Origin of the sequence: Microbacterium sp. cf046 (genome assembly GCF_900114345.1) — a bacterium.
In the GTDB taxonomy this organism is placed as follows: domain Bacteria; phylum Actinomycetota; class Actinomycetes; order Actinomycetales; family Microbacteriaceae; genus Microbacterium.
Map to the genome: position 1 here is coordinate 1126115 of NZ_FOZJ01000002.1, position 24855 is coordinate 1150969.

22 protein-coding genes are annotated in these 24855 nt (G+C 68.1%); 8 read left to right on the forward strand and 14 right to left on the reverse strand.

What is annotated here, in order from left to right:
* The first annotated feature begins 9 nt into the window (after positions 1-9).
* Positions 10-645 carry an O-methyltransferase gene (locus BM349_RS11635; RefSeq protein WP_091706989.1) on the forward strand — a complete coding sequence of 212 codons (636 nt, stop codon included), beginning with the start codon at positions 10-12 and terminating at the stop codon, positions 643-645.
* 73 nt (positions 646-718) lie between these two features.
* On the opposite strand, the gene BM349_RS11640 is transcribed toward BM349_RS11635, so the two are convergent.
* The 3 genes from BM349_RS11640 to dapE all read right to left on the reverse strand — a co-directional run bounded on the left by BM349_RS11640 (position 719) and on the right by dapE (position 3299).
* Positions 719-892: a DUF3117 domain-containing protein gene (locus tag BM349_RS11640; RefSeq protein ID WP_019179788.1), complete on the reverse strand. Its 174-nt coding sequence runs from the start codon at positions 890-892 to the stop codon at positions 719-721.
* Positions 893-993: 101 nt separating this feature from the next.
* On the reverse strand, positions 994-2241 hold the full coding sequence (locus BM349_RS11645; protein ID WP_091706990.1) for a hypothetical protein: 1248 nt from the start codon (positions 2239-2241) through the stop codon (positions 994-996).
* The gene (gene dapE / locus BM349_RS11650; RefSeq protein ID WP_091706991.1) at positions 2223-3299 is read right to left on the reverse strand and encodes a succinyl-diaminopimelate desuccinylase; all 1077 of its coding nucleotides are present in this window, start codon (positions 3297-3299) and stop codon (positions 2223-2225) included. The genes BM349_RS11645 and dapE overlap by 19 nt, the downstream gene beginning before the upstream one ends.
* 62 nt (positions 3300-3361) lie before the next feature.
* On the opposite strand from dapE, the gene dapD reads away from it, so the two are divergent.
* The 4 genes from dapD to BM349_RS11670 all read left to right on the forward strand — a co-directional run bounded on the left by dapD (position 3362) and on the right by BM349_RS11670 (position 8829).
* Positions 3362-4318, forward strand: a complete 957-nt coding sequence (dapD, locus tag BM349_RS11655; RefSeq protein ID WP_091706992.1) for a 2,3,4,5-tetrahydropyridine-2,6-dicarboxylate N-succinyltransferase — start codon at positions 3362-3364, stop codon at positions 4316-4318.
* 51 nt (positions 4319-4369) lie between these two features.
* Positions 4370-5266, forward strand: coding sequence for a polyphosphate kinase 2 (gene ppk2 / locus BM349_RS11660; RefSeq protein WP_254773841.1), 897 nt, complete (start codon positions 4370-4372; stop codon positions 5264-5266).
* An 85-nt stretch (positions 5267-5351) separates the two neighbouring features.
* Positions 5352-7751, forward strand: coding sequence for a GMC family oxidoreductase (locus BM349_RS11665; protein ID WP_091706994.1), 2400 nt, complete (start codon positions 5352-5354; stop codon positions 7749-7751).
* A gap of 4 nt (positions 7752-7755) precedes the next feature.
* Positions 7756-8829, forward strand: coding sequence for an alpha/beta hydrolase (locus BM349_RS11670; protein WP_254773842.1), 1074 nt, complete (start codon positions 7756-7758; stop codon positions 8827-8829).
* Between the two features lie 12 nt (positions 8830-8841).
* Here the strand turns inward: BM349_RS11670 and BM349_RS11675 are convergent, their stop codons facing one another.
* The 8 genes from BM349_RS11675 to BM349_RS11710 all read right to left on the reverse strand — a co-directional run bounded on the left by BM349_RS11675 (position 8842) and on the right by BM349_RS11710 (position 17205).
* Positions 8842-10140, reverse strand: a complete 1299-nt coding sequence (locus tag BM349_RS11675; protein WP_091706995.1) for a citrate synthase — start codon at positions 10138-10140, stop codon at positions 8842-8844.
* A gap of 194 nt (positions 10141-10334) precedes the next feature.
* Positions 10335-11441 (reverse strand): succinyldiaminopimelate transaminase, encoded by a 1107-nt coding sequence (gene dapC, locus BM349_RS11680; protein ID WP_091706996.1) that lies wholly within the window; start codon positions 11439-11441, stop codon positions 10335-10337.
* Positions 11442-11448: 7 nt separating this feature from the next.
* Positions 11449-11769, reverse strand: a complete 321-nt coding sequence (fdxA, locus tag BM349_RS11685) for a ferredoxin (RefSeq protein ID WP_091706997.1) — start codon at positions 11767-11769, stop codon at positions 11449-11451.
* A gap of 4 nt (positions 11770-11773) precedes the next feature.
* On the reverse strand, positions 11774-12217 hold the full coding sequence (locus tag BM349_RS11690) for a DUF6113 family protein (protein ID WP_368086673.1): 444 nt from the start codon (positions 12215-12217) through the stop codon (positions 11774-11776).
* Between the two features lie 21 nt (positions 12218-12238).
* Entirely contained in the window at positions 12239-12553 is a 315-nt protein-coding gene (locus BM349_RS11695) for an AzlD domain-containing protein (protein ID WP_091706998.1), read from the reverse strand.
* Complete coding sequence (locus tag BM349_RS11700) at positions 12550-13299, reverse strand: AzlC family ABC transporter permease (protein WP_091706999.1); 750 nt, start codon at positions 13297-13299, stop codon at positions 12550-12552. The genes BM349_RS11695 and BM349_RS11700 overlap by 4 nt, the downstream gene beginning before the upstream one ends.
* An 84-nt stretch (positions 13300-13383) precedes the next feature.
* Positions 13384-15297: a translational GTPase TypA gene (gene typA, locus BM349_RS11705; protein ID WP_091707000.1), complete on the reverse strand. Its 1914-nt coding sequence runs from the start codon at positions 15295-15297 to the stop codon at positions 13384-13386.
* Between the two features lie 105 nt (positions 15298-15402).
* Positions 15403-17205: a dipeptide ABC transporter ATP-binding protein gene (locus tag BM349_RS11710; RefSeq protein WP_091707001.1), complete on the reverse strand. Its 1803-nt coding sequence runs from the start codon at positions 17203-17205 to the stop codon at positions 15403-15405.
* A 31-nt stretch (positions 17206-17236) separates the two neighbouring features.
* On the opposite strand from BM349_RS11710, the gene BM349_RS11715 reads away from it, so the two are divergent.
* Entirely contained in the window at positions 17237-17845 is a 609-nt protein-coding gene (locus BM349_RS11715; RefSeq protein WP_091707002.1) for a PH domain-containing protein, read from the forward strand.
* Between the two features lie 11 nt (positions 17846-17856).
* Here the strand turns inward: BM349_RS11715 and BM349_RS11720 are convergent, their stop codons facing one another.
* The 3 genes from BM349_RS11720 to BM349_RS11730 all read right to left on the reverse strand — a co-directional run bounded on the left by BM349_RS11720 (position 17857) and on the right by BM349_RS11730 (position 22570).
* Positions 17857-19041, reverse strand: coding sequence for an ABC transporter permease (locus BM349_RS11720; protein WP_091707003.1), 1185 nt, complete (start codon positions 19039-19041; stop codon positions 17857-17859).
* A complete protein-coding gene (locus tag BM349_RS11725) occupies positions 19041-20558 on the reverse strand; it encodes an ABC transporter permease (RefSeq protein WP_091707004.1) in 1518 nt (505 codons plus the stop codon). The genes BM349_RS11720 and BM349_RS11725 overlap by 1 nt, the downstream gene beginning before the upstream one ends.
* A gap of 179 nt (positions 20559-20737) precedes the next feature.
* Complete coding sequence (locus BM349_RS11730) at positions 20738-22570, reverse strand: ABC transporter family substrate-binding protein (protein WP_091707005.1); 1833 nt, start codon at positions 22568-22570, stop codon at positions 20738-20740.
* Positions 22571-22735: 165 nt separating this feature from the next.
* On the opposite strand from BM349_RS11730, the gene BM349_RS11735 reads away from it, so the two are divergent.
* Positions 22736-23584, forward strand: coding sequence for a CPBP family intramembrane glutamic endopeptidase (locus BM349_RS11735; RefSeq protein WP_254773843.1), 849 nt, complete (start codon positions 22736-22738; stop codon positions 23582-23584).
* Between the two features lie 208 nt (positions 23585-23792).
* On the forward strand, positions 23793-24806 hold the full coding sequence (locus BM349_RS11740) for a hypothetical protein (RefSeq protein WP_091707007.1): 1014 nt from the start codon (positions 23793-23795) through the stop codon (positions 24804-24806).
* Positions 24807-24855 lie beyond the last annotated feature (49 nt).

Here is a 24855-nt window from a genome sequence, read left to right on the forward strand (position 1 = left end):
GGAGCACCGATGGGCGAACACGACGCGAACCACCGCTTCGCCGCCGAGGCGACGATCGAGCCGGACCACATCTCGCGAGCCCGGGCTCATGCTCTCGAGCTCGGCGCCGCACCGATCAGCCCTCCCGTCGGAGCGCAGTGCGCGGTCATCGCCGCAGCATCCCAGGCCCTGAACATCGTCGAGATCGGCACGGGTGCCGGCGTCTCGGGGCTCTGGCTGCTCTACGGGTCCCCGCGGGCGACCCTCACGACGATCGACAGCGAGCCCGAGCATCTCGGTGCGGCGCGCAAGGCCTTCGCGGACGCGAAGATCCCGCCTGCGCGAGCGCGGTTCATCACCGGACGGGCAGCCGAGGTGCTCCCCCGGATGAACGAGGCGTCCTACGACATCGTCCTCGTCGACGCCGATCCCGAGGGGGTCATCGAGTACGTCGAGCACGGTCTGCGGCTCGTCCGGGCGGGAGGCACCGTCCTGGTGCCGCGGGTGCTCGGCCACGGTGCCGTCGCCGACCCGGTGCGCCGTGATCCGGTGACCGCCGCGTATCGATCGCTCATCCAGGAGACGCAGGCCTCGCCGGCCGTGATCGGGGCGCTGTCCATCGTCGGCGAGGGACTCCTGCAGCTGACCACCACGCTCGCCGACTGACCATCGCGGCATATATGCATCGCGGAAACGCGAAACGGCCGGTCATTCGACCGGCCGTTCTCGTGAGGTGTGATCAGGCGGCGTTCACAACGCCGCCGAGCACGTCGTAGAGCTCCTTGGCCTCAGCGTCGTTCACCGAGACGACGAGGCGTCCCCCACCCTCGAGCGGTACACGCACGATGATGAGTCGACCCTCCTTCACGGCCTCCATCGGCCCGTCTCCGGTTCTCGGCTTCATGGCTGCCATCGTGGCTCCCTTTCGTCGTGGTCTGCCTGTCAAGTTTATCCCGCTGCCACGACAGGGGATAATCCGCGGACGGCTGCGTCGTCGGTTGCTCGGATATCCCGTCAGGGAATGGTCCAGAACGCCGTATTCGCAAGCGAGTACATGTTGTAGATCCACCACCACTGGCCGATCAGGCACAGGGCGAGCACGCTCAGCCGGTACACGATCGATTTGGGCTGGGCGACGGCGCCCCACAGCGGGGACACCGGTACCAGAAGACGGAAGATGCTCGACTGCGGGAAGAACACCGCAAGCAGGTAGATGAGATAGCTCGCCACCCAGAGCCGCACCTCGATCCCGAGCCGCTTCACGTGCGGTTCGAAGAGCAGAAGGGCTGCGACTGCGACGACGGATGCCGCGAGCACGATGTATCCGGTCACCTCGCCCAGTCCCCAGATCCGGCCGAACCAGAGCGCTGCTCCCTGGACGAAGCCTTCGAACGGCGCGAAGCCGTCGCCCGGGATCGAGGCGCGCCGCCATGCGAGCTCGGTCGCGAGATACGCATCCGGACGCCCTGTCACGATCCCGGCGATCACCTGCCAGGAGAAGCCGACGACGACCGCGAGCAGCCCCAGCGCGACGATGTGCACGACCTCACGTCGCGCAAGCGGATCTCTGCGACGCATGACCCACCGCGAGATCCCGTACAGCCCGAGGAACAGCGCGAACGCCAGGACACCCGGTCGGGTGAATCCCATCAGCGGAATGAGCAGGTACAGCCAGCCGAACTCTCGGCGCTGGAGCAGCCAGATCGCCAGGAACAGCCACAGCAGGAACAGCGACTCGGCGTAGCCGAGATGGAACAGCGCCGCGACCGGCCCCGCGGCGAAGAACACCACCGACCACAGGGCCGCGGTCGCATCGATGCGCATGCTGAGCATCCGGTACAGCACGAGGCACGAGAGGTAGCCGGCCGCGAGCGAGACCAGCAGCGCGCCGACGCCCCATCCGGGCGCTCCCATCCACGGCAGCGCGCCGAACGGGAGCCCGACGATGTCGGCGAGATATGGGTAGATCGGCATGAACGCCCAGGCGTTCTCGGCGACTTGCCCGGCCTCGGTGAGCGGCAGGTCTGCGGGGTAGCCGTTGACGGCGATGAACCAGTACCACTGCGCATCCCAGCCGAGGATGAAGTCCCCGATCGTGGCGTTCTGCCCGAACCGCGAACCCGGCGCGGAAAGGGTGGTGGCGAGGATCAGGAAGAGGGTCGTGACGACGCGCGCCGCGAAATACAGGATGCCGATCCGCAATGCGACCGGAAGCGCCCGCCAGCCGCGCGGGGCGGAGTCGATCAGGGCGTGCTCAGCCACGCGCGCAGCCCGCGTTCGACGTCCTCGATCTGCGCGAAGGACACCCGCTCCTCGTCGTGGTGGGCGAGGTGAGGGTCGCCCGGACCGTAGTTGACCGCCGGGACGCCCATCGCCGAGAACCGTGCGACATCGGTCCACCCGTACTTCGGTCGCGCCTCACCGCCCACGGCCGCGACGAATTCCCGGGCGAGCGGCGCGTCCAGCCCCGGGCGGGCCCCGACGGCCACGTCGACGACCTCGACGTCGAAGCCGGCGAAGACATCCCGCACGTGGCGCTCGGCCGCGTCGGCGGAGCGGCTCGGCGCGAAGCGGTAGTTCACCTCGACCTCGCACAGATCGGGGATCACGTTTCCCGCAACCCCGCCGTCGATCCGCACCGCGTTCAGGCCCTCACGATAGACGAGCCCGTCGACCGGGACGTCGCGCGGACGGTACTCGGCGAGGCGCGCGAGCACCGGGGCGGCGCTGTGGATCGCGTTCTGCCCGATCCACGCGCGTGCACTGTGGGCCCGGACGCCGTGCGTGCGCACGATCACCCGCATGTTGCCGTTGCACCCGCCCTCGACCTGACCGTTCGAGGGTTCGCCGAGGATGGCGAAGTCACCCTGGAACAGGTCGGGACGCGTGCGGGCGAGGCGGGTCAGGCCGTTGAGGTCGGCATCCACCTCCTCGTGGTCGTACCACATCCAGGTGATGTCGATCCGGGGGTCGGCGAGCTCGGCGGCGAGCTTGAGCTGCACCGCGACTCCTGCCTTCATGTCGACGGTTCCGCGACCCCAGAGGTAGGGCTCCCCGTCGACGGCGATGTCGCGCGTGGGCACGTTGGCGTTGATCGGCACCGTGTCGATGTGACCTGCGATCACGACGCGCTGCGGTCGGCCGAGAGCGGTTCGCGCCACGATCGTGTCGCCGTCGCGGAACACGTCGAGATGCGCCAGCGGGCGGATCGCGGCATCGATCAGATCCGCCAGCACCGTCTCGTCGCCCGACTCGCTCGGAATGTCGCAGATCGTCCGGGAGAGGTCGACAGAGGTCGCGGTCAGATCCAGCGGCGGCATCCCCCGAGTCTACTGACGACACCCGCCACGCCGGCCCGGCGTCGGTTCGGTAGCGTGGAGGGATGAGCGACGCACGGTGGGCATGGGGTGTCGGCCTGGCCACGACGTCCGAGGACGGAACGGTCCTGGACGCGTGGTTCCCGTCTCCGGCGGCTGGACGCATTCCCCTCGGCCTCGATCCGGCGATGCCGCCCGACGAGCTGGACCGTCATGCCGTGCCGGACCCGCGTCGCGCAGTCACGCTCGACGTCGTCACCGTCGAGGCGAACCTCGATGAGCCGCCGACCTCCACCCCGGACGCCTATCTGCGCCTGCACGTCCTGTCGCACCGACTGGCCGAGCCGAACACGGTCGACCTGGACGGCATCTTCGCGCACCTGCCCAACGTCGCCTGGACCAACGCAGGGCCGATGCATCCAGATGATGCGGCCAGGCTGCGACCGTTCCTCTCGCGCGAGGGCATCCAGGTGCAGGGGCTCGACAAGTTCCCCCGACTGCTGGACTACGTCATCCCGCCAGGGGTGCGCATCGCCGACGCCTCGCGGGTGCGCCTGGGCGCGTACCTCTCCCCCGGCACCACCGTGATGCACGAGGGGTTCGTCAATTTCAACGCCGGAACCCTCGGCGCCTCGATGGTCGAAGGGCGCATCTCCCAGGGCGTCGTCGTCGGCGACGGCAGCGACATCGGAGGCGGAGCATCGATCATGGGCACCCTGTCGGGCGGCGGCGCGCATCGCGTGTCGATCGGCGCGCGAACGCTGCTCGGGGCGAACGCCGGGGTCGGCATCTCACTGGGCGATGACTGCATCGTCGAGGCAGGGCTCTATGTGACCGCAGGCTCCAAGATCGTCCTCGCGGACGCCCCGCCGCGGCACGACGGATCGCGGGTCACCGCGAAGGGCGGTGAGCTGTCCGGTGAGAACGGCATCCTGTTCCGGCGCAACTCGCTCACCGGCGCGATCGAGGCGGTCCGACGAGCCGGTGCGGGAGTCACCCTCAACGACGCGCTGCACGCGTAAGGTCGAGGCATCCGCGAACGCACGCGGACCGTCGCTGGCCGAAGGAGTCTGATGAGCGCACGGATGGCGAAGAAGCTATACGAGTCCGAGTTGATGGTGCTGCAGGCGAAACTCGTCGACATGCAGGCCTGGGTCCAGGAGACCGGCGCGCGGATCGTCATCATCTTCGAGGGACGCGATGCGGCGGGGAAGGGCTCCACGATCAAGCGCGTCGCCGAGTATCTCAATCCCCGCGTGACGCACATCGTCGCGCTGCCCGCGCCCGGTGAGCGCGACAAGACGCGCTGGTACTTCCAGCGCTACGTTCCGCACCTGCCCGCCGGCGGAGAGATCGTGCTGATGGACCGCTCCTGGTACAACCGCGCAGGGGTCGAGCACGTGATGGGCTACTGCACCCCCACCGAGTACCACCGGTTCCTCCACCAGGCGCCGATCTTCGAGCGGATGCTGGTCGAGGACGGCATCATCCTGCTCAAGTACTGGTTCAGCGTGTCGGACGAAGAGCAGGAGAAGCGATTCATCGACCGCGCAGACGATCCCATGCGCCGGTGGAAGCTGAGCCCGAACGACGTCCTCTCGATCACCAAGTGGGAGGACTACTCGCGGGCGAAGGACACGATGTTCGTCCACACCGACATCCCCGAGGCGAGATGGTGGGAGGTCGACAACGAAGACAAGCGGCGCGGACGGATCAACACGATCGCGCACATCCTCTCCCAGGTCCCGTACGAGCTCGTCGAACGCGAAGAGGTCGTCGTCCCGCCCCGACCGCCTTCGGGCGGATACGAACGCCCTCCCCGTGACATGACCGCGAGCGTGCCCGACTACGCGAAGGAAGTCGAGAAGCGGCACAAGGAGGAGCGGGTGTCCTCGAAGCAGGGCAAGCGCGAACGCGAGAAGGATGCCGCCGAGATCGCCGACCGCGAGGAGGCGGCCGACGACAAGTAGCCGACGCGCACTCCGCGCTATCGCCGCTCCGGCACCGGTGCCATAATTCGACCGAACGGCCAGTCGCGGCGAGGGGGAGGTCGGTGTGGCAGCGGATCGCACGGACGAGCACGTCGACGCACTCGTCGTGGGCAGCGGTTTCGGCGGCTCGGTATCGGCGTATCGACTCGCCGGCGCCGGCCGCTCCGTCGTGCTCATGGAGCGCGGGCGGCCGTACCCTCCCGGTGGCTTCGCCCGCACGCCCAGCGAGTTCAGCGAGAACTTCTGGTCGCCCTCGGATGACCTGTACGGCCTGTTCGAGACCTGGAGCTTCCGGGGTCTGGAGGGTGTGGTCTCGAGCGGACTCGGCGGCGGCTCGCTGATCTACGCGAACGTCCTGCTGCGCAAGGACCCCGAGTGGTTCGTCCACGACTCCCCCCTTCCGGGTGGCGGCTACGAGAACTGGCCGATCAGCCGCGAGGACCTCGACCCGCACTACGACAGCGTCGAGGCGATGATGGGGGCGACCCCCTACCCGTACACCGACACGTCCAAGACGGTGGCGTTCGAGGAGGCCGCGCACCGTGCCGGGCTGCGCACCATGCGGCCTCCGCTCGCGGTCTCGTTCGGACCGGAACGCGAGGGGCGTCCGTCGATCGGTCTGATCCCCACCGCCGAATACGGCAACATCCACGGATCCGAGCGGTTCACGTGCATGCTCTGCGGCGAGTGCGACATCGGCTGCAACTACGGCTCGAAGAACACCCTCGATCACACCTACCTCTCGGCGGCCGCGCACGCCGGGGCCGACATCCGCACGCTCCACGAGGTCAAGGGCTTCCATCGGGTCGACGGCGCGTGGGAGGTGCACTACCGCGTGCACGACGCGCTCGCCGGAACGAGCGAGGACAAGGTCATCTTCGCCACCCAGCTGATCCTGGCGGCAGGAACGTTCGGCTCCACGTTCCTCCTCCTCAAGAACAGGGCCTCGATTCCCGGTCTGAGCACGGCGATCGGCACGCGATTCTGCGGAAACGGTGATCTGCTCGGCTTCCTGTTCAATGCGCGGGAGAGCATCGAGCGCACTGCCAAGGCGCGCTCGCTGGTCAGCAGCCGCGGTCCGGTGATCACCAGCGCCGTCCGCGTGGGCGACCGCGTCGACGGCGACGACTCCGACGCGAAGGGGCGAGGCTACTACGTGCAGGATGCCGGCTACCCCGGGTTCCTGAACTGGCTCATGGAGCTCAGTCAGCTTCGATCGGTCATCTCGCGCAGCTCTCGCGTCGCCGTGCGGATGCTCGCATCGCGCCTGTTCGGCGAGGCGCGGTCGAATGTCTCGCGGGACCTCGCGTCGGCGATCGGCAAAGTGTCGCTGTCGTCGTCGTCGATGCCGGTGCTCGGGATGGGTCGTGATCTGCCCGACGGCATGATGTACCTCGAGGACGGACTCCTGCAGATCGATTGGACGACCGCGACCTCGATCGACTACTTCGACCACATGCGCGCGACGATGGGCCGCATCGCGGCGGAGCTCGGCGCCGAGTATGCCGACAATCCGCTGTGGTGGGCAAAACGCGTCATCACCGTGCACCCGCTCGGCGGTGCGCCGATGGGGCGGCACCCCTACGAAGGCGTGGTCGACGAGTGGGGCAGGGTCTTCGGCGCCGAAGACCTCTGGGTGCTCGACGGGTCGGTCATGCCCGGACCGACCGGACCCAATCCGTCCCTGACCATCGCGGCCTTCGCCGACCGCGCGATCGAGCATCAGCTGGAAACGCCCACCCCGCGTCGCGCCCGCACGCCCAACCGCGCCGCCCGTCCCGAGAGGACACCCACGATGGATGCCGCACCCGCCGTCGATCCGAGCACCACGACCGTCAGATTCACGGAGCAGATGAAGGGATTCGTCAAGCTCGGTGCCAGCGACCCGCGCGACGCGTACGAGGACGCGCGCATCCTCGACGAGAAGTTCATGTTCGAGCTCACGATCTCCACGAGCGACATCGACGGCTTCGTGTCCGATCCGGCGCACGCGGGGACGGCATCCGGATTCGTCGAGGCCGACATCCTCGGGGGTCGGGTGCCCGTGGAACGAGGCTGGTTCAACCTGTTCGTGCAGCCCGACAACGAGGCCGAGCGCCGGATGATCTACCGGCTGTGGCTGACGGTCGATTCCGGCGCTCCGTTCACGATGCTCGGCTTCAAGGACGTGCACGACGACCCGGGGTTCGACCTGTGGGACGACACCACGACGCTGTACGTGCAGCTCCTCAACGGCCACGTCCCGCCGCCCGAGACCGGGGAGCTCGGCGAGCTTCTCCCCGTGGGCGACCCCGGCGTCGCGGGGGCCGGCGTGCTGAGGATCAAGCCGCTGGATTTCGCCAAGCAGATGACCACGTTCCGCACCACCGGTCCCGGCGGCGCCGCGGCGGTCGCCGCATTCGGCAGCCTGTTCCTGGGCCAGCTGTGGGACGCCTACGCAGGGCTGGCCGCCCGGGAGGAGTAACGGAATGAGCACGGCGACATCGCCCGCACGGCAGCGGTATGTGCGCCCCGGCACGCGGGGCCAGGAGACGGAGATCATCCCGTTCGAGGCCGACGACGGCGTGCCGCTGACGATGCTGCACGTGACCCGTGCGGGCGGTCGAACCCCGCGTGGTCCGGTGTTGCTCGTGCACGGCGCCGGCGTCCGCGCGGAGATCTTCCGCCCGCCGATCGCGAACACCCTGGTCGATGCCCTCCTCGATGACGGATTCGATGTCTGGATGGTGAACTGGCGCGCCTCGATCGACCTCCGTCCCGTCGCGTGGACACTCGATGACGCGGCGGCGTACGACTACCCGTCCGCCGTCCGGCTGATCCTCGCCCGCACCGGCGCATCGACGCTCAAGGCGTTCGTGCACTGCCAGGGCTCCACGTCGTTCGTGATCTCGGCGATCTCCGGACTCGTGCCCGAGGTGACGACCGTGGTGACCAATGCCGTGTCGCTGCACACGATCCTGCCTCGCTGGTCGGCGCTGAAGATCCAGGCCCTCTCGCCCATGGTGCGCCGCTACACGCCCACGCTCTCACCGAAGTGGGGATACCGGACCGAGGGCTCCTTCTCGCGGATGCTGCGCGGCGTCGTGGTCAGGACGCACCCGGAGTGCGACAACCCGGTCTGCGCGATGGTGAGCTTCACCTACGGAGCCGGCAACCCGGGCCTGTGGGCGCACCGCAACATCGATCAGGCGACCCACGACTGGATCACCGGCGAGTTCGCGGGTGCCCCGATGACCTTCTTCGCCCAGATGCGCGAGAGCGTGCGGGTCGGGCACCTCGTGCCGACCGGCGAGGTGGCGTCCATCGCACCGGATCTCATGGCCGCTCCGAAGACCGACGCCAGGTTCGTGTTCCTGGCCGGCGCAGACAACCGCTGCTTCCTGGCGGAGGGCCAGCGGCGCTCGTTCGAGCACTTCGACGCCTTCTCCCCCGGTCGCCATGCGCACCACGAGTTTCCGGGCTACGGGCACCTCGACGTCATCTTCGGGGCGACCGCATGGCGCGACACCTTCCCGGTGATCGTCGACGAGCTGCGGCGCTGAGCGCCGCCGCGATCAGACTGCGCCGGGGTAGTCGCGCTTGGTCGCGCCGACGTACAGCTGCTGCGGACGCCCGATCTTGGTCTGCGGGTCGCTCTGCATCTCGCGCCAGTGCGCGAGCCAGCCCGGCAGCCGGCCGATCGCGAACAGCACGGTGAACATGCGGGTGGGAAAGCCCATCGCCTTGTAGATGACGCCGGTGTAGAAGTCGACGTTCGGGTACAGCCGGCGCTCCTTGAAGTAGTCGTCCTCGAGGGCGAGCTGCTCCAGCTCCTTCGCGAGATCCAGAAGCGGGTCGCTGACACCGAGGGCGGTGAGCACCTCGTCGGCGGACTCCTTGACGAGCTTGGCGCGCGGGTCGTAGTTCTTGTAGACCCGATGGCCAAAGCCCATGAGCTTCACGCCGTCTTCCTTGTTCTTCACCCGCTCGACGAAGCGCTGCACGCTCTCGCCCGAGTCGCTGATGCGGGCCAGCATCTCCAGGACCGCCTCGTTCGCACCGCCGTGCAGCGGTCCGTACAGGGCGTTGATGCCTGCGGAGATGGACGAGAACTGGTTCGCGCCGGTGGAGCCGACCAGGCGCACGGTCGACGTGGAGGCGTTCTGCTCGTGATCTTCGTGCAGGATCAGCAGGCGCTCGAGCGCACGCGACATCACCGGATCGATCTGGTACAGCTCCGAGAGCACCCCGAAGTTCAGCTTGAGGAAGTTGTCCACGAAGCTGAGCTTGTTGTCGGGATACAGGAAGGCCTGGCCGATGCTCTTCTTGTGCGCGTATGCCGCTATCACCGGCAGCTTCGCGAGCATCCGGATCGTGTTCAGCTCGACATGCTCGGGATTGTTCGGGTCGGACTCGCTCTCGTAATAGGTCGACAGCGCGGCCGTCGCCGACGAGAGCACGGACATGGGGTGCGCTGTGGTCGGGAGCGATGAGAAGAAGCGCTTCAGGTCCTCGTGCAGCAGGGTGTGGTGACGGATGCGCTCGTCGAACGCACCGAGCTCGTCGGCCGTCGGAAGCTCGCCGTAGATGAGCAGCCAGGCGACTTCGAGGTAGGTGCTGTTCTGGGCGAGCTGCTCGATCGGGTAGCCGCGGTAGCGCAGGATGCCCTGATCGCCGTCGATGAACGTCACTGCGGACTTCGTCGCCGCGGTGTTGACGAACCCGTAGTCGAGCGTCGTGTGACCGGTCTGCCGCGTGAGTGTCGAGACGTCGACGCTCGGGGTGCCGTCCGTGCCGCGCAGAACCGGGAATCGAGCCGTCCGATCACCGATCGTGAGGGTGGCCTCGTCCTGCTGGGTGCCCGCGTCGCTCACGGCGCCTCCTCGCGATTCCTGGTCGTTCCGGGGGTTTCGAGGACCCTGCGGATCACGCCGGGGGGCGATCTCCGAGAGCCGGCGTGATGACGAGGGATGCCGCACCACCGCGCTCCTACAGCCTAATGGCGCCGTCGGCATACTGCGGACACGACCAAAGGCGCGCGGCATCCGATGGAGGATTCCTCCGATGCTCAGGCACCGCCCAGACGCGCCGCCGCGGCCGCGATCCGTTCATCGGTGGCCGTGAGGGACAGGCGCACGTGCTGCGGGAAGTGCGCGCCGTAGAAATGGCCCGGCCCGCTCAGAATGCCGAGATCGGCGAGCCGGCCGACGCTCTCCCACGCGTCACGGCCCTCTGTGGCCCAGAGGTACAGCCCCGCTTCGCTGTGATCGACGCGGAAACCGGCGGCTTCGAGCGCCGGTTTGAGGGTCGCGCGTCTGGCGCGGTACCGCTCCTTCTGCGCTTCGACGTGCTCGTCGTCGCCGAGCGCCGCGATCATGGCCGACTGCACAGGCGCGGGGAGCATGAGCCCGAGATGCTTGCGTGCGGTCACGAGCCTCGCGACGAGCGCCGGATCGCCGGCCAAGAACGCGGCCCGGTATCCGGCCAGATTCGACTGCTTGCTGAGCGAGTACACCGACAGGATGCCGGTCGCATCGCCGCCGGTCACGCGAAGGTCCAGGACCGACGGGATGGGGTCGCGGTCCCACGGCGCCTCCCACCCGAGCTCCGCGTAGCACTCGTCGCTCGCGAGCACCGCACCGAGCTCGCGGGCCCGGGCGACTGCGGTGCGCAGGAATGCGGCATCCAGCACTCGGCCGTCGGGATTGCCCGGCGAGTTGAGCCAGACGAGCCGCGTTCCCTCGGGCCAGTCCGCCGGTTCGTCCGAGGCCAGCGGCGTCGCCCCCACCAGTCGCGCGCCGACCTCGTAGGTCGGGTACGCCGCGCGCGGATGCACGACCGTGTCGCCCGGGCCGAGATCCATCAGGAGCGGCAGGAGCGCGACCAGCTCCTTCGAGCCGATCGACGGCAGCACGTGGTCCGGTGTGAGGCCCGGCACACCGCGGCGCCGCGCGTACCAGTCGACGATCGCCTCACGCAGAGCGGGCGTGCCGACGGTCTGCGGGTAGGCGTGCGCATCGGTCGCCGCGGCGAGTGCCCGGGCGATGAGCGGCGGCGTCGGATCGACGGGCGAGCCGATCGACAGATCGACGATGCCGTCGGGGTGCGCGCCCGCGCGCGCCGCGTACGGAGCGACCGCATCCCAGGGGTAGTCGGCGAGGTCAGCGACGCCCATGACGGGCTTACGGAGCCTGCGGCGGCAGCGCGTCGATCACGGGATGATCCTTGTGGATCACGCCGACCTTGGCGGCTCCACCCGGCGATCCGACATCCTCGAACCACTCGACGTTCGCCTTGTAGTAGTCCTGCCACTCGTCAGGCAGGTCGTCCTCGTAGTAGATCGCCTCGACCGGGCAGACGGGCTCGCATGCACCGCAGTCCACGCACTCGTCGGGGTGGATGTACAGCATCCGATCACCCTCGTAGATGCAGTCGACCGGGCATTCGTCGATGCAGGCGCGGTCTTTCACATCCACGCACGGAAGAGCGATCACATACGTCACGAGTTCAGTCTAGACGCGGCTCGGGATCCTCCTCGGCCTGAATCCGCCGGTTCGGCCACGCGACGACGAGCACCACGAGAACGGGGACCGCGATCGTCCATGCGATGGCCAGTTCGGTCTGCGGGACGATGACCGACCCGCCCGGACCGCGGCCGGAGAAGACGAGCGTCGCGAGGATCATCCCCAAACCGGTGGCGAGCGCGGCCCAGCGGTCGGCCGTCAGCAGCCGCACGGAGGCGAGCAGTGCCGCGCTCCCGATGATCGCGAGCACGAGCCCGAGCGGGAACCAGCCCACCGTGTACGAGTGCGCGATCGTGCCCGCGAGCCCGTAGACGGCTCCCACGATGAAGGCGACGATCCAGGTCGCGATGCGGGGGGCCCGCGACCGCAGGCCCGGGGTCTGGGGCGATGGCCCGGAGGGGGCGTCCGTCGCGGAGGGCGTGTTCACGCGGGCAAGTTTAGGCGCTCACTATGCGGCCCACCCCCACAGCCGCAGCAGGCCCGCGGTGAGCGCCGCGGCGATCACCACGACCAGGAACGGGGCGCGCAGCAGCAGCAGGCCCGCTGCGACCAGCACGGCGGGGATGCGCGCGTCGAGGACGATCTCCTGGCCCGCGCCGAGCGTCTGCACGGCCACCAGGGCCGACAGCAGCGCGACGGTGAGCAGATCGGCGATCCGTGCCGGGCGCGGCGCCTCGAGGAAGCGCTGGGGCACCAGATAGCCGAGCGTCTTGAGCGCGACGCAGATGATCGATGCGATGAGCACGGCGGTCCACAGGGTCACGGCAGCCCCACCCTCTCGGCGACGTCCTCGGGCTCATCCGGCGGCTCCTCGCTGACGCCCAGCCAGTTGAACCATCCGACGATGATCGCCACCACTGCGGCCACCAGCACCGGGATGCCCGGCATCAGCACGGGCGTCAGCATCGTGGCCACGACCGCGGCGGCGATCCCCACGGCGATGGGCTGCCGGTGCCGCAGCCGGGGCCACAGCAGGGCGAGGAACGCCGCCGCCGCCGCGGCATCGAGTCCGTACGCCTTCGGGTCGCCCAGGACGTCTCCCAGCAGGGCGCCGGCGAGGGTCGAGAGGTTCCAGCCGACGTAGATCGCGATGCCGGTCACCCAGAACCCCAGCGTTCGCGCGCGGCTCGTCGTCTGGGCCAGCGAGACCGCCGTGGACTCGTCGATCGTGAACTGCGCTGCGGCGACGCGGCGCCAGAATCCCGTTCCGATCACGGGCGACATCCGCATCCCGTACGCGATGTTGCGCACTCCAAGGAGGGATGCCGACGCGATCGCGGCGGGCGCCGCAGGGAGGCCGCCTGCGGCGATCACCCCGACGAACGCGAACTGCGATCCACCCGTGAACATCACGAGGCTCATGACGCAGGTCTGCCAGATGTCGAGTCCGGCGGCCACTGCGAGCGCTCCGAACGAGACTCCGTACGCGCTCGTGGCCAGCGCCACACCGAGGCCCTGACGCCAGGCGCGGCGACTCTCCGGGTCGGATGCCGGGCGCTCGAGAGTCACCCGCCCGAGCCTACCGAGCGCGACCGCGTCGCGGAACGTGCCGCCGCGGCATCCGTGGCCCGTCCGCGCGGACGGGAGCGGGCGTCAGACGCCGGCGTCCTGACGCTTCAGGCGCGAGGTCGCGCGCGCGCGCTCGGTCGCATCGAGGTTCACCTTGCGGATGCGCACGATCTCGGGGGTGACCTCGACGCATTCGTCGTCGCGGGCGAACTCGAGGCTCTCCTCGAGCGACAGCTGGCGCGGCGGGGTCATCGACTCGAACGTGTCGGAGGTGGACTGACGCATGTTGGTCAGCTTCTTCTCCTTCGTGATGTTCACGTCCATGTCGTCGTTGCGCGAGTTCTCGCCGACGACCATGCCCTCGTAGACCTCCTGCGTGGGCTGCACGAAGAACGACATCCGCTCCTGGAGCGCGATGATCGCGAACGGCGTCACGACACCGGAGCGGTCGGCGACGATGGATCCGTTCTGGCGCGACACGATGTGTCCCGCCCACGGCTCGTAGCCGTGCGAGATCGCGTTCGCGATGCCGGTGCCGCGGGTCGTGGTCAGGAACTCGGTGCGGAATCCGATCAGCCCGCGCGACGGGACGACGAACTCCATGCGCACCCAACCGGTGCCGTGGTTGGTCATGCCCTCCATGCGGCCCTTGCGGGTGGCCAGCAGCTGCGTGATCGCGCCGAGGTACTCCTCGGGTGCGTCGACGGTCAGGTGCTCGAACGGCTCGTACGTCTTGCCGTCGACCTTCTTGGTGACGACCTGGGGCTTGCCGACGGTCAGCTCGAAGCCCTCGCGGCGCATGTTCTCGACGAGGATCGCCAGTGCGAGCTCGCCTCGGCCCTGGACCTCCCACGCATCCGGTCGCCCGATGTCGACGATCTTGAGCGAGACGTTGCCGACGAGCTCGCGGTCGAGGCGATCCTTGACCATGCGGGCGGTGAGCTTGTGGCCCTTGACCTTGCCCACGAGCGGGCTCGTGTTCGTCCCGATCGTCATCGAGATCGCCGGGTCGTCGACGTGGATCTGCGGCAGCGGGCGCACGTCGTCGGGGTCGGCGATCGTCTCGCCGATCGTGATGTCGGGGAAGCCGGCGATCGCGACGATGTCGCCGGGGGCGGCGCTCTCGGCGGGGTAGCGCTCGAGCGCGCGGGTCTTCAAGAGCTCGGTGATGCGAGCGCTGCTGACCGTGCCGTCCGCGCGCACCCATGCCACGGTCTGGCCCTTCTTGAGCGTGCCGTTGAAGACGCGCAGCAGCGCGAGCCGTCCGAGGAACGGGCTCGAGTCGAGGTTCGTGACCCACGCCTGCAGCGGCGCCTCGTCGTCGTACGACGGGGCGGGGACGTGCTCGAGGATCGCTTCGAACAGGGGCTCGAGGTCGTCGTTGTCAGGCAGGCTGCCGTTCTCGGGTCGGGTGCGGGATGCCGCGCCGGCGCGTCCGCTCGCGTACACCACCGGCACGTCCAGGAGCGCGTCCACGTCCAGATCCGGCACGTCATCGACGAGATCGCTCGCGAGGCCGAGCAGGAGATCGTGCGCCTCCTCCTCGACCTCGGCGATGCGCGCGTCGGGGCGGTCGGTCTTGTTGACCAGCAGGATGACGGGGAGCTTCGCCTCGAGCGCCTTGCGCAGCACGAAGCGGGTCTGCGGGAGCGGGCCCTCGCTCGCGTCGACCAGCAGCACGACGCCGTCGACCATCGACAGGCCGCGCTCGACCTCGCCGCCGAAGTCCGCGTGACCGGGGGTGTCGATCACATTGATCGTGACCGGACCCTCGGTGGCGTGTTCGCCCGAGTAGGTGATCGCCGTGTTCTTGGCGAGGATCGTGATGCCCTTCTCACGCTCGAGATCGTTCGAGTCCATGGCGCGCTCTTCCATGTGCTCATGCGAGCCGAATGAGCCGGTCTGGCGCAGCATCGCGTCGACCAGGGTCGTCTTGCCGTGGTCGACGTGAGCAACGATCGCGACGTTGCGGAGGTCTGAACGGAGGGCGCGCACCATGAAGAATCCTTGCAGAGCGGGGAAGCGCCCGGAGCCGGGCATCACCCAGTCTACCGGGCGCTTCCTGAGCGTCCCTCTCGGACTCGGTCCGAGCCGCGCGAACCGTCAGTCGACCTGCCGCGAAGCGCTCAGCAGGAGCGCACGAGCCTCACGGCGGACGCGCTGCTGCTCGGGATCGGGAACCGGCACGGCCGCGATCAGGCGCTGCGTGTACGCGTCGCTCGCGCCACGCAGGATCTCGTCGCGCGTGCCGACCTCGACGAGCTTGCCGAGGTGCATCACGGCGATGCGGTGCGCGAGGATGTCGACCACCGCGAGGTCGTGGCTGATGAACAGGCAGGCGAACTGCAGCTGCTGCTGCAGTTCCTGCAGGAGGTCGAGGAACCGCGCCTGCACCGAGACGTCCAGCGCCGAGGTCGGCTCGTCCGCGACCAGCAGCTCGGGGGCGAGAGCCAGGGCGCGCGCGATGCCGACACGCTGACGCTGTCCGCCGGACAGCTCATGCGGGAAGCGGTTCCGGTATGAACGAGGCAGCTCCACCTGGGCGAGGAGCGTCTCGACGCGCCGGTCCAGATCCTTGCCCTTGGCCTCGCCGGCGAGCAGGATCGGCTCGCCGATCGACTGCCCGATCGGCATACGCGGGTTCAGCGAGGACGCGGGGTCCTGGAAGACGATGCCCGTGCGACGGCGGATCGCGAACAGATCCTTCTGCGACGCCTTCGAGATGTCGGTCCCGACCGCGGTCAGCTTGCCCTCCGCAATCGGGATCAGCCCGATCGCCGCGCGCCCGAGCGTGGTCTTGCCCGAGCCGGACTCCCCCACGAGCCCCACGATCTCACCGGGATAGATCCGGAGATCGATGTGCTCCGCGGCGCGGAACGCGGGCACGCGGCCGCGCTTGGGGTAGTCGATCGCGACGTCCTCGAACGACAGCACCGGGGCGCGGGTCTCGATGACCTCCTCCGCGGCCTCGGACGCCCGTTCGCGGATCGCGGCGATCGCCGGGACGACGTAGCCGTCCTCCCCGACCGCATCCGTTTCGACTTCGGCTTCCTCCAGGACGCCGAGACCGAGGTGCGGCACGGATGCGAGCAGCTGCTGCGTGTAGGGGTGCTCCGGCGCGTGGAAGATCTGCTGCACAGTGCCGGATTCGACCACGACACCGCTCTTCATGACCATGATGCGGTCGGCGAGGTCGGCCACGACGCCCATGTCGTGGGTGATGAGGATGATGGCCGAATCGAGCCGCTTGTGCAGGTTGCGCAGCAGGTCGAGGATCTCCGCCTGGACGGTCACATCGAGCGCGGTGGTCGGCTCGTCGGCGATCAGGAGCAGCGGGTCGCACGAGATCGACTGCGCGATCATGGCGCGCTGGCGCTGACCGCCCGAGAGCTGGTGTGCGTACTTGTTGAACGACACCTCGGGGTTCGGCATCTCGACCAGGCGGAGAAGCTCGATCGCCTTCTCCTTCGCGATCGACGGAGCCATGCCGCGATCGTGCGAGCGCAGCGCCTCCATGATCTGGAATCCGATCGTGTACACCGGGTTGAGCGCCGTCATCGGCTCCTGGAAGATCGGTGCGATCTCGTTGCCGCGCAGGGACCGCAGCGTCGCGTCGTCCACGCCGCGCAGCTCGCGCCCCAGCAGCTTGATCGACCCGGTCACCCGGGCGTTCTCCGGCAGGAGGCCCAGGAGCGCCATCGCACTCGTGCTCTTGCCCGAGCCGGACTCGCCGACGATCGCGAGCACCTCGCCTCGGCGCACGACGTAGTTCATATCGATCGCGGCGGGGTAGAACTCGCCCTCGACCCAGAACTCGACGCCGAGCTTGTCGACCTCCAGGATCGTCTCCGGCAGGGCCTTGTGCGACGCCGCGATCTCGGCGGCGATGCCCGTCGTGTCAGTCATTCGGTGTGTCCCATCTGCAAAGCTTGAGGTCATGGCGTTCCAGGAGGTTCTGTACAGGCCGGCTTTCGGCCGCACGCTCGCTGTCGTGACCGTGGTGGTGTGCGCTTTCGGTGTCGTCGCGCTGTTCTGGGGGGACGCCGCCTCGGCGATCCGCTACGTCTGGCCGATCATCCTCGTCGCCGCCGTCGCCTGGGCGCTGTTCTGGCGACCCAGTCTGCGGATGCAGGAGCACGGCGTCACGGTCGAGAACGTGTTCCGCACCTACTTCATCCCGTGGCCGTCGATCCAGGACATCGACACCCGCTACTCCCTGACGATCCACACCTCGCACGGGAAGATTCCCGTCTGGGCCACGCCGGCTCCCGGCCGGCACCGCGCATTCGGCCTCGCTCGGAAGGACTTCGACGGCATAGGCGAGACTGCGAAGGGCGAACACGGCAGCCTTCGCCCGAGCGACGCGCTGAGCACGCCGTCCGGGAACCTGGCGCAGGCGATCCGCGGTCACTGGGAGCGCCTCCGCGACTCGGGCGCGTTCGCGAGCGGAGAGGACCCCGAAGCCTTCACGGTGACGTGGCATTACGCCACCGTCACGGTGATCGCGGCCCTCGCCGCGGCGACGGTGATCGGTCTGCTGGTCTAGCAGCGTCACTGTCACCGCTCCGGGTTGAGGGGCTCGTTCTGGGCGTCTCCCGGCTCCTCAGGTCGCTGATCGTGGTAGTTGACGACATCGCCCGTGTACACGGCCTCCATCGCCACCGTCACGGTGTGCCCTTCCTTCGGCTCCGTGGTGTCCAGGATCGGAACGACCGGTCCGCTCGCTCGTCCTGCGCGTCGCATCGCACGCTCGCTCGGCATCTTCTTCTGACGCGGGTCGAACGCGTCGCGCAGGCCGTCGCCGATGAAGTTGACGCACAGCGCGATCGCGATGATGAAGATACCGGGCCACCAGAACAGCCACGGCCGCGTGGAGAACGCCGCCTGGTTGTCGGAGACGATCTTGCCCAGCGACGTGTCGGGAGGCTGGACGCCGAAGCCGAGGTAGCTCAGCGCGGACTCCAGCAGGATCGCTCCCGCCATCAGCAGCGTCGCGTTGACGACGATCACGCCGACCGCGTTGGGCAGGATGTGGCGGAAGATGATCCTCCGGTCACGGGCACCCGACACGCGCGCGGCATCCACGAATTCGCGTTCGCGAAGGGTGAGGAACTCGCCACGCACCAGGCGGGCCATCGTGGTCCAGGCGAACACGCCGATGACGACGCCGAGGACGGCGGCGCCGAGGCTGCCGAACGTCTTGCCGAGCACCGCGCCGATCACGATGAGCGGGATCGTGATGATGACGTCGGTGAAGCGCATCAGCACGGAGTCGGTCGCCTTGCCGTAGTAGCCGGCGACCGCGCCGATCACGACGCCGATCACGGTGGCCACCACGCCGGCGATGACCATCACCATGAGCGACTGCTGCGCTCCGCGCATGACGACGGCGAAGATGTCGCGGCCGACTTCGTCCTGGCCGAACGGGTGCTCGCCCAGTGCGGGCGGGAACAGGCTCAGCGTCGGGACGCCGTTGTTGAGCTTCGGGGCGATCTCGGTCCAGGTGTAGATCCACCAGCCCGGGATCTTCAGGCCCCACAGGTCCACGCCCACGGACGTGAATGCGAGCACCACGATGAATGCGAGCACGATCATCGCGATCAGCGCGCCGCGGTGGCGGAAGAACCGGCGACGGACGATCTGCCCCTGGCTGAGGCCCTCGGTCTCCTTCTGCTCGATGGAGATCTCGGCGACGGCAGCTGCGGAGTTGACGTCGGGGTCTTGAGCGGTTGTGGTGTTCATCAGCCCACCTTGATTCTCGGGTCGAGGGCCGCGTAGACGAGGTCCGCGATGAGGTTGAAGAGCACGGCGAGCGTGCCGGTGATGACGAAGAACGCCATCACGGGATTCGGATCCACATGATTTATCCCGTCGACGAACAGCCGGCCCATGCCGCTCCAGCCGAAGACGGTCTCGGTGACGACCGCGCCGCCGATGATCGCGCCGACGTCGAAGGCGATGATCGTGGTGATCGGGATCAGCGCGTTGCGGAACGCGTGGCGCACGATGACCGTGCGCTGCGTGAGCCCCTTGGCGCGTGCGGTGCGGATGTAGTCCTGGTTCATGACCTCGAGGAGGCTCGCACGCGAGTAGCGCGTGTAGCTCGCGAACGAGATCAGGATGATCGCGATCGTCGGAAGCAGCAGGTGCGTGTACAGGTCGATGCCCTGCACCCAGAAGTTGCCGCCGAGCCCCGGCGTGGATGCGCCGACCGTGGCGATCGGCCGCCCGCGCACACGACTCGAGTTCGCGTAGACCTCCCAGTAGGACATGTACTTGTCCAGCGCGATCAGCCCGGCGGAGAGGAAGCCGACGATGGCCGTCGTGCGGACGACCGGCCCCCGATCGGCGCCGCCCATGAAGAAGCCGATCAGGCCGCTCACGACGACCGCCAGCACCATCAGCAGCAGGAAGAACCAGAGCGTCATGCCGTTGAGGATGTAGTTGATCATCGGGTAGTACAGCCCGATGCCGATCAGTGCGACGACCAGCGAGGCGTAGAGGGCCCGGCGGTTGCGCAGACCGGTCGAGATCGCCGTCACGCCGAACGCGATGCCGATTGCCGACGCGCTGTACACGACGATCCCGATGCTCGGATCTGCGAACCACTGCGTCGCCGACAGGTAGATCAGCACGGCGGCGGTCGCGACGGTGGCCGTGCCGAACACGATCAGACGGCGTTTCGCCTTGCCGCCGAGCAGAGACATCCACAGGAAGCCCGCGATCAGCGATATCAATATCACCGCGGGTATCGCGATCGTGGGTTCGGCGAGCCAGTCGTTCATGCGGATCGCGCCGTACTGCTTCAGCAGCACCGCGACCCAGAAGATCGGCAGCGAGAAGAACAGGAACGAGACCAGGGTCACGCTGTAGTCGAATCCGCTGTACTGGCGAAGGGCCGAGACGATTCCGACCGTGAGGCCCAGGATGATCGCGACGACGGTAGCCGTGGTGACCAGCGTCAGCGTTGACGCGATCGCGTTCGACAGCAGGATGTTGACCGGCTGGTTCTGGACGCTGACCCCGAAGTCACCGCGGAACAGGGCGCCGAGCCACAGGAAGTAGCGCAGCGGGGGCGGGACGTCGAGGTTGAGGAGCTTGGTGCGAGCTTCGATGAGCTCGACTTTGTTCGGAGCATTGCCTTGCCTCAGCTCTTCGAGAGGATCGCCCGCGAAGGTGGTGAGGATGTACATCAGGAAGGTCGCGGCGAAGAGCACGAAGATCGACGCGATCAACCGCCGGATGATGAATGAAGCCATGTTGTGGCCGCCTGCCAATCGGTGAGTCAGCGGGAACAGGCCGCGCCGGCGTCATCACCGGCCGCATGCTCTACCACTGCGAGAAGTGTAACGGGTGAGGGTGCAGGCCCCTTGTTGAAGGGACCTGCACCCCACCTCGGTTCACGTGAGCCGGAGCTCAGTGCGAACCGCTACAGCTGTCAGCCCTCGTCCGAGCCGCTGTCCGTCACTGCCCAGTCCCAGGCGTTCCAGAAGATCGTGGGAGCGAGGATCGACGGGTCGATGCCCTCCACACGGTCACTGAAGGCGGTGACGCCGGGGAACTGGAAGATGGTCACACCGTAGAAGTCGTCCCACAGGGCCTTGTCCAGCTGCTGCTGCAGCTCGATCTGCTTGTCTGCGTCGAACTCCACGTTCAGCTGCGTGACCAGGTCATCGACCTCGGCGTTCGAGTAGAACGTGAGGTTGTTGATGCCACCGGTCTGGAACGTCGGCAGCGAGTTGGTCACACCGAGGCTCGTCGACTGCCATCCGAAGAACGATGCGTCGTAGGCACCCGGGGTGCCCAGGAGGCCGCCCCACTGGTCTGAACCGCAGTCGGTCACGTTGAAGCCGGCCTGGTTGGCCGACGCCTGGATGAGCGCGAACTCGTTCACACGACGCGGGTTGTTCGTCGCGTACAGGATGCAGACGGACGTGTCGGTGATGCCCGACTCGGCGAGCAGCGCCTTGGCGCCCTCGATGTCGGGCTCGGCGAACGCGTCGGAGCCGTTGTTGGCGACCGACTCGTCGTAGCCCTCAGCACCGGGAACGAAGATCTGCGAGCTGCGCAGAGTCGCGTCCTCGCCGGCGATCGGGACGATGAGCTTGTCGACGATCTCCTGGCGCGGAACCGTCTTGAGGAACGCCTCGCGAACCTTGGGGTTCGAGAAGATGTTCTCCGGGTTCTTGCCCTGATCGAACTGCAGGTCGAGGTGCTCGTACGTTCCCTCGGAGCCGGTGATGACCGTGATGCCATCGAGCGCGTCGAGCGCGGTCTTGATGTCGGCGGTCGCCTGGGGCGAGATGATGTCGACTTCACCGTTCTCCAGCGCCTGAACCGCAGCGAGCGGGTCGGGGATGAAGCGGATCGTGATCTCCTCGATGTTCGGCTTGAGGTCGCCGGTGTACTCCGGGTTCGCCGTCAGGGTGATGTACTGCTCGGCGACGAAGTCGCTGATCATGTACGGGCCGCTGGATAGGTACAGGTCCGGGTCGTCGGGCAGCTCGGTGAAGTTGAATCCACCGTTCCAGAACGACGAGATCGGCGCGAGGGCTGCGTCGTCCTCGTTCTGGATCGCGTCGATGACGGCCTGCTTGGCCTCAGCGTTGTCCTCGATGCCGAGGGCGTTCTTGCCCACGACGTGCGCCGGCAGCGGCGACGGGAACGAGAGCTCCCAGTCGACGAACTGCGCGTCGTACTTCATCGTGATCGAGCGGCCGTCGTCGCCGATCTCCGGCGTCTCAGTCACGAGGCCGAGGCCCGCGGTCGGCGTGGCGCCCGAGTCGAAGTAGACGACGTCGGTCGGGAACGCGTCGGTGAACTCGCCCGTGTCGGGGTCGGTGAACTCGGCCGGGTCGAAGTCCGGCGTGTCGAGCGAGCGCGAGAGGGCAGCCCACTCGAGCAGCAGGTCCGCTGCGTCGACGGGGGTGCCGTCCGACCACTTGACGCCGTCAGCGACGGTGTACTTGACGGTGAGCGGGTCTTCGTTCACGACTTCGTACGATCCGAAGGACGTGTCCTGCACGAGCTCGGGGGTGTTGTTGTAGTAGTTGAACGCGCCGAGCGTCAGATACGTGATGTTGTTGTTGGCGGTCGCGTTGCCGAACGACGTGTTGCCGTTGTACGAGTAGAACGGCTGGTTCCACGCGGCGGTGATCGACGATCCCTCGACGAGACCCGAGTCGTCGCCGCCACCTTCGGTGGCTGCGCAACCCGAGATTACGAGTGCGCCGACTGCGGTGAGAGCCACCGCCGCCGAGATGCGCTTCATTCTCACTGATTCCTCCTGTGCAGGGTTGTGCGCACACGACAGCACAGAGTCTGCCGGGGCGCGGATAGAGAAACGATAAGCATGTGGTCTCGGATGTTCATAACAACTCGCGAAAACGTTACAGAGCCTTAACTCAATTGATCTTGAATGTGGCAATCTGACAAGATGACGTCCGCGACGGGCCCCTCGGATGTGAGGATTGCCACTGACCCGGCCGCGCGAACGCGGCTGTGGTGGGAGATCGGCATCGTCCTGGCCGTCACCGTCGGGCAGTCTGCGCTGTATTCGCTGCTCTCGCTGCTGCGCGCGTCGCTGCGGACGACGCCGATCGGCCAGCAGCAGACGCAGCTGAACCCGAATCGGGATGCCGAGGTCCTCTGGAACGTCCTGTACCAGTTCCTCGGAATCGTGTTCGGACTGGCCCTGGTGGCTCTGGTCGTCTACCTGCTCTGGGAGCCGGGGCACAACGCATTGCGACGGATCGGGCTGGACTTCACGCATTTCGGCGGCGACCTCGGTCGCGGCATCCTGCTGGCCGCCGTGATCGGCATTCCGGGACTCGGACTGTACGCGGTCGCGCGGATGCTGGGACTGAACGTGGCCGTCGTCGCCTCGCCGCTGGATGCCGCGTGGTGGACGGTGCCGCTGCTCGTGCTCGCTGCGGTGCGGGCGGGGCTGACCGAGGAGGTCATCTTCATCGCGTACCTGTTCGATCGGCTGCGCCGGCTCGGCTGGTCCTGGTGGGCGATCATCCTGTCGACCGCGGCGCTGCGCGGCGCGTATCACGCGTACCAGGGCGTCGGAGCGATCGTCGGCAACTTCGTGATGGGCGTCGTCTTCGGATGGTGCTATCGGCGGTGGGGACGAATCATGCCGCTTGTGATCGCGCACACGCTCCTGGACATCGTCGCGTTCGTCGGCTACCCGCTGGCTGCCGCGCTGTGGCCCGGCGTCTTCGCGCCAGCGCCGTCACCGACCGTCACTCCGACCCCGACCCCGACGCCTGCCGCCTAGCCCCCGCATCCGTCTGGCCATCGTTCGCCGAGACCGCATTCGGATGCCGAGACTGCGGGTCTCCCCCGCAGTCTCGGCGCGCAGTTGCAGTTTCGCGGTCGGGATGCTGCGACCGATCGCTTCCTGCACAGCCGTGGGCCGTATGGCGGCGGTGCACAGGCCGGCGTCGGCCGGTCCGTGTGCCGGCGAGACGCGCGAAAGTGCCGGGATGACGCTCACGATAGACACGCCCCCGGCCCGGTTCCTCGCGGCGCAGCCGCCCCTGCCGCTGTTCCGCTCGTCGGTCATCCCGCACGCTGAGCGCGGTGTCGCCTCCGGTGAGCTCATCCGGGTGAGACGCGGAATCCTCGCTCCTTCCTCCCTTTGGTTGGCGCTTCCGCCGTGGCGCCGTTATGAGGCGCGCGTGCACGCGGTGGCGATGACGCATCCGGGTGTCGTGTTCTACCGCGAGTCCGCGGCGGCGATCCGCGGATTACCGGTGTTCGGCGAACCGCCGGAGGTCCACATTCTGGACACGCCGGGAGCCACAGCCCGCTCGAGCGGCGGCATCCGTGTCCATGTGACTGCGGAGGATCGCGTGGTCGACAGCAGGGGCGGCATTCTCATCACCTCGCTCGCCGACACCGTGATCGACCTCGCCCGGGGGCGCCACGGCGCGATCGGGCTGGCGGTGGCGGATGCCGCGCTCCGCCTCGAATCCGACCTGACCGTCGAAGGGCTCGTCGCCCAGAACGAGAGCCGTGTCAACAGTCGCGGACGGCGACTGGCGCGTTGGGCACTGCACCGCGCCACCCCGTTGGCTGAGACCGTGCTGGAATCGGTGAGCCGCGCAGCGATCGAGTGGCTGGGCTTCGCGGACCCGGAACTGCAGGTCGAATTCCGCCGAGACGGCGTCGTGGACCGCGTCGACATGTGGTGGGAGGACGCACATGTCATCGGCGAGGCCGACGGCGAGATCAAGTACGACGGCTCCTTCGGCCCCGCAGCCGCCGCGATCGCACGCGAGAAGGAACGGGATCGGCGGCTCCGGCGCCACGCGTCAGGGCTGGGGCACTGGGGATGGCGCGATGTCGCGCAGATTGGCCCGCTCCGCGAAACCCTGCTCCAGGCGGGTCTGCGACCCGTCGGCGCGGAGTCCTCGCGCGAGCTCTACGGCCTCAGCAGCGTCCTGCGGCCGCCGCGGGCAAGCCGCATCGAGAGTGCACCCGCGCGCCGAGACTGAGGGGTGGACCCGCAGTCTCGGCGCGGGGTTGCAGTCTCGACGCACAAGT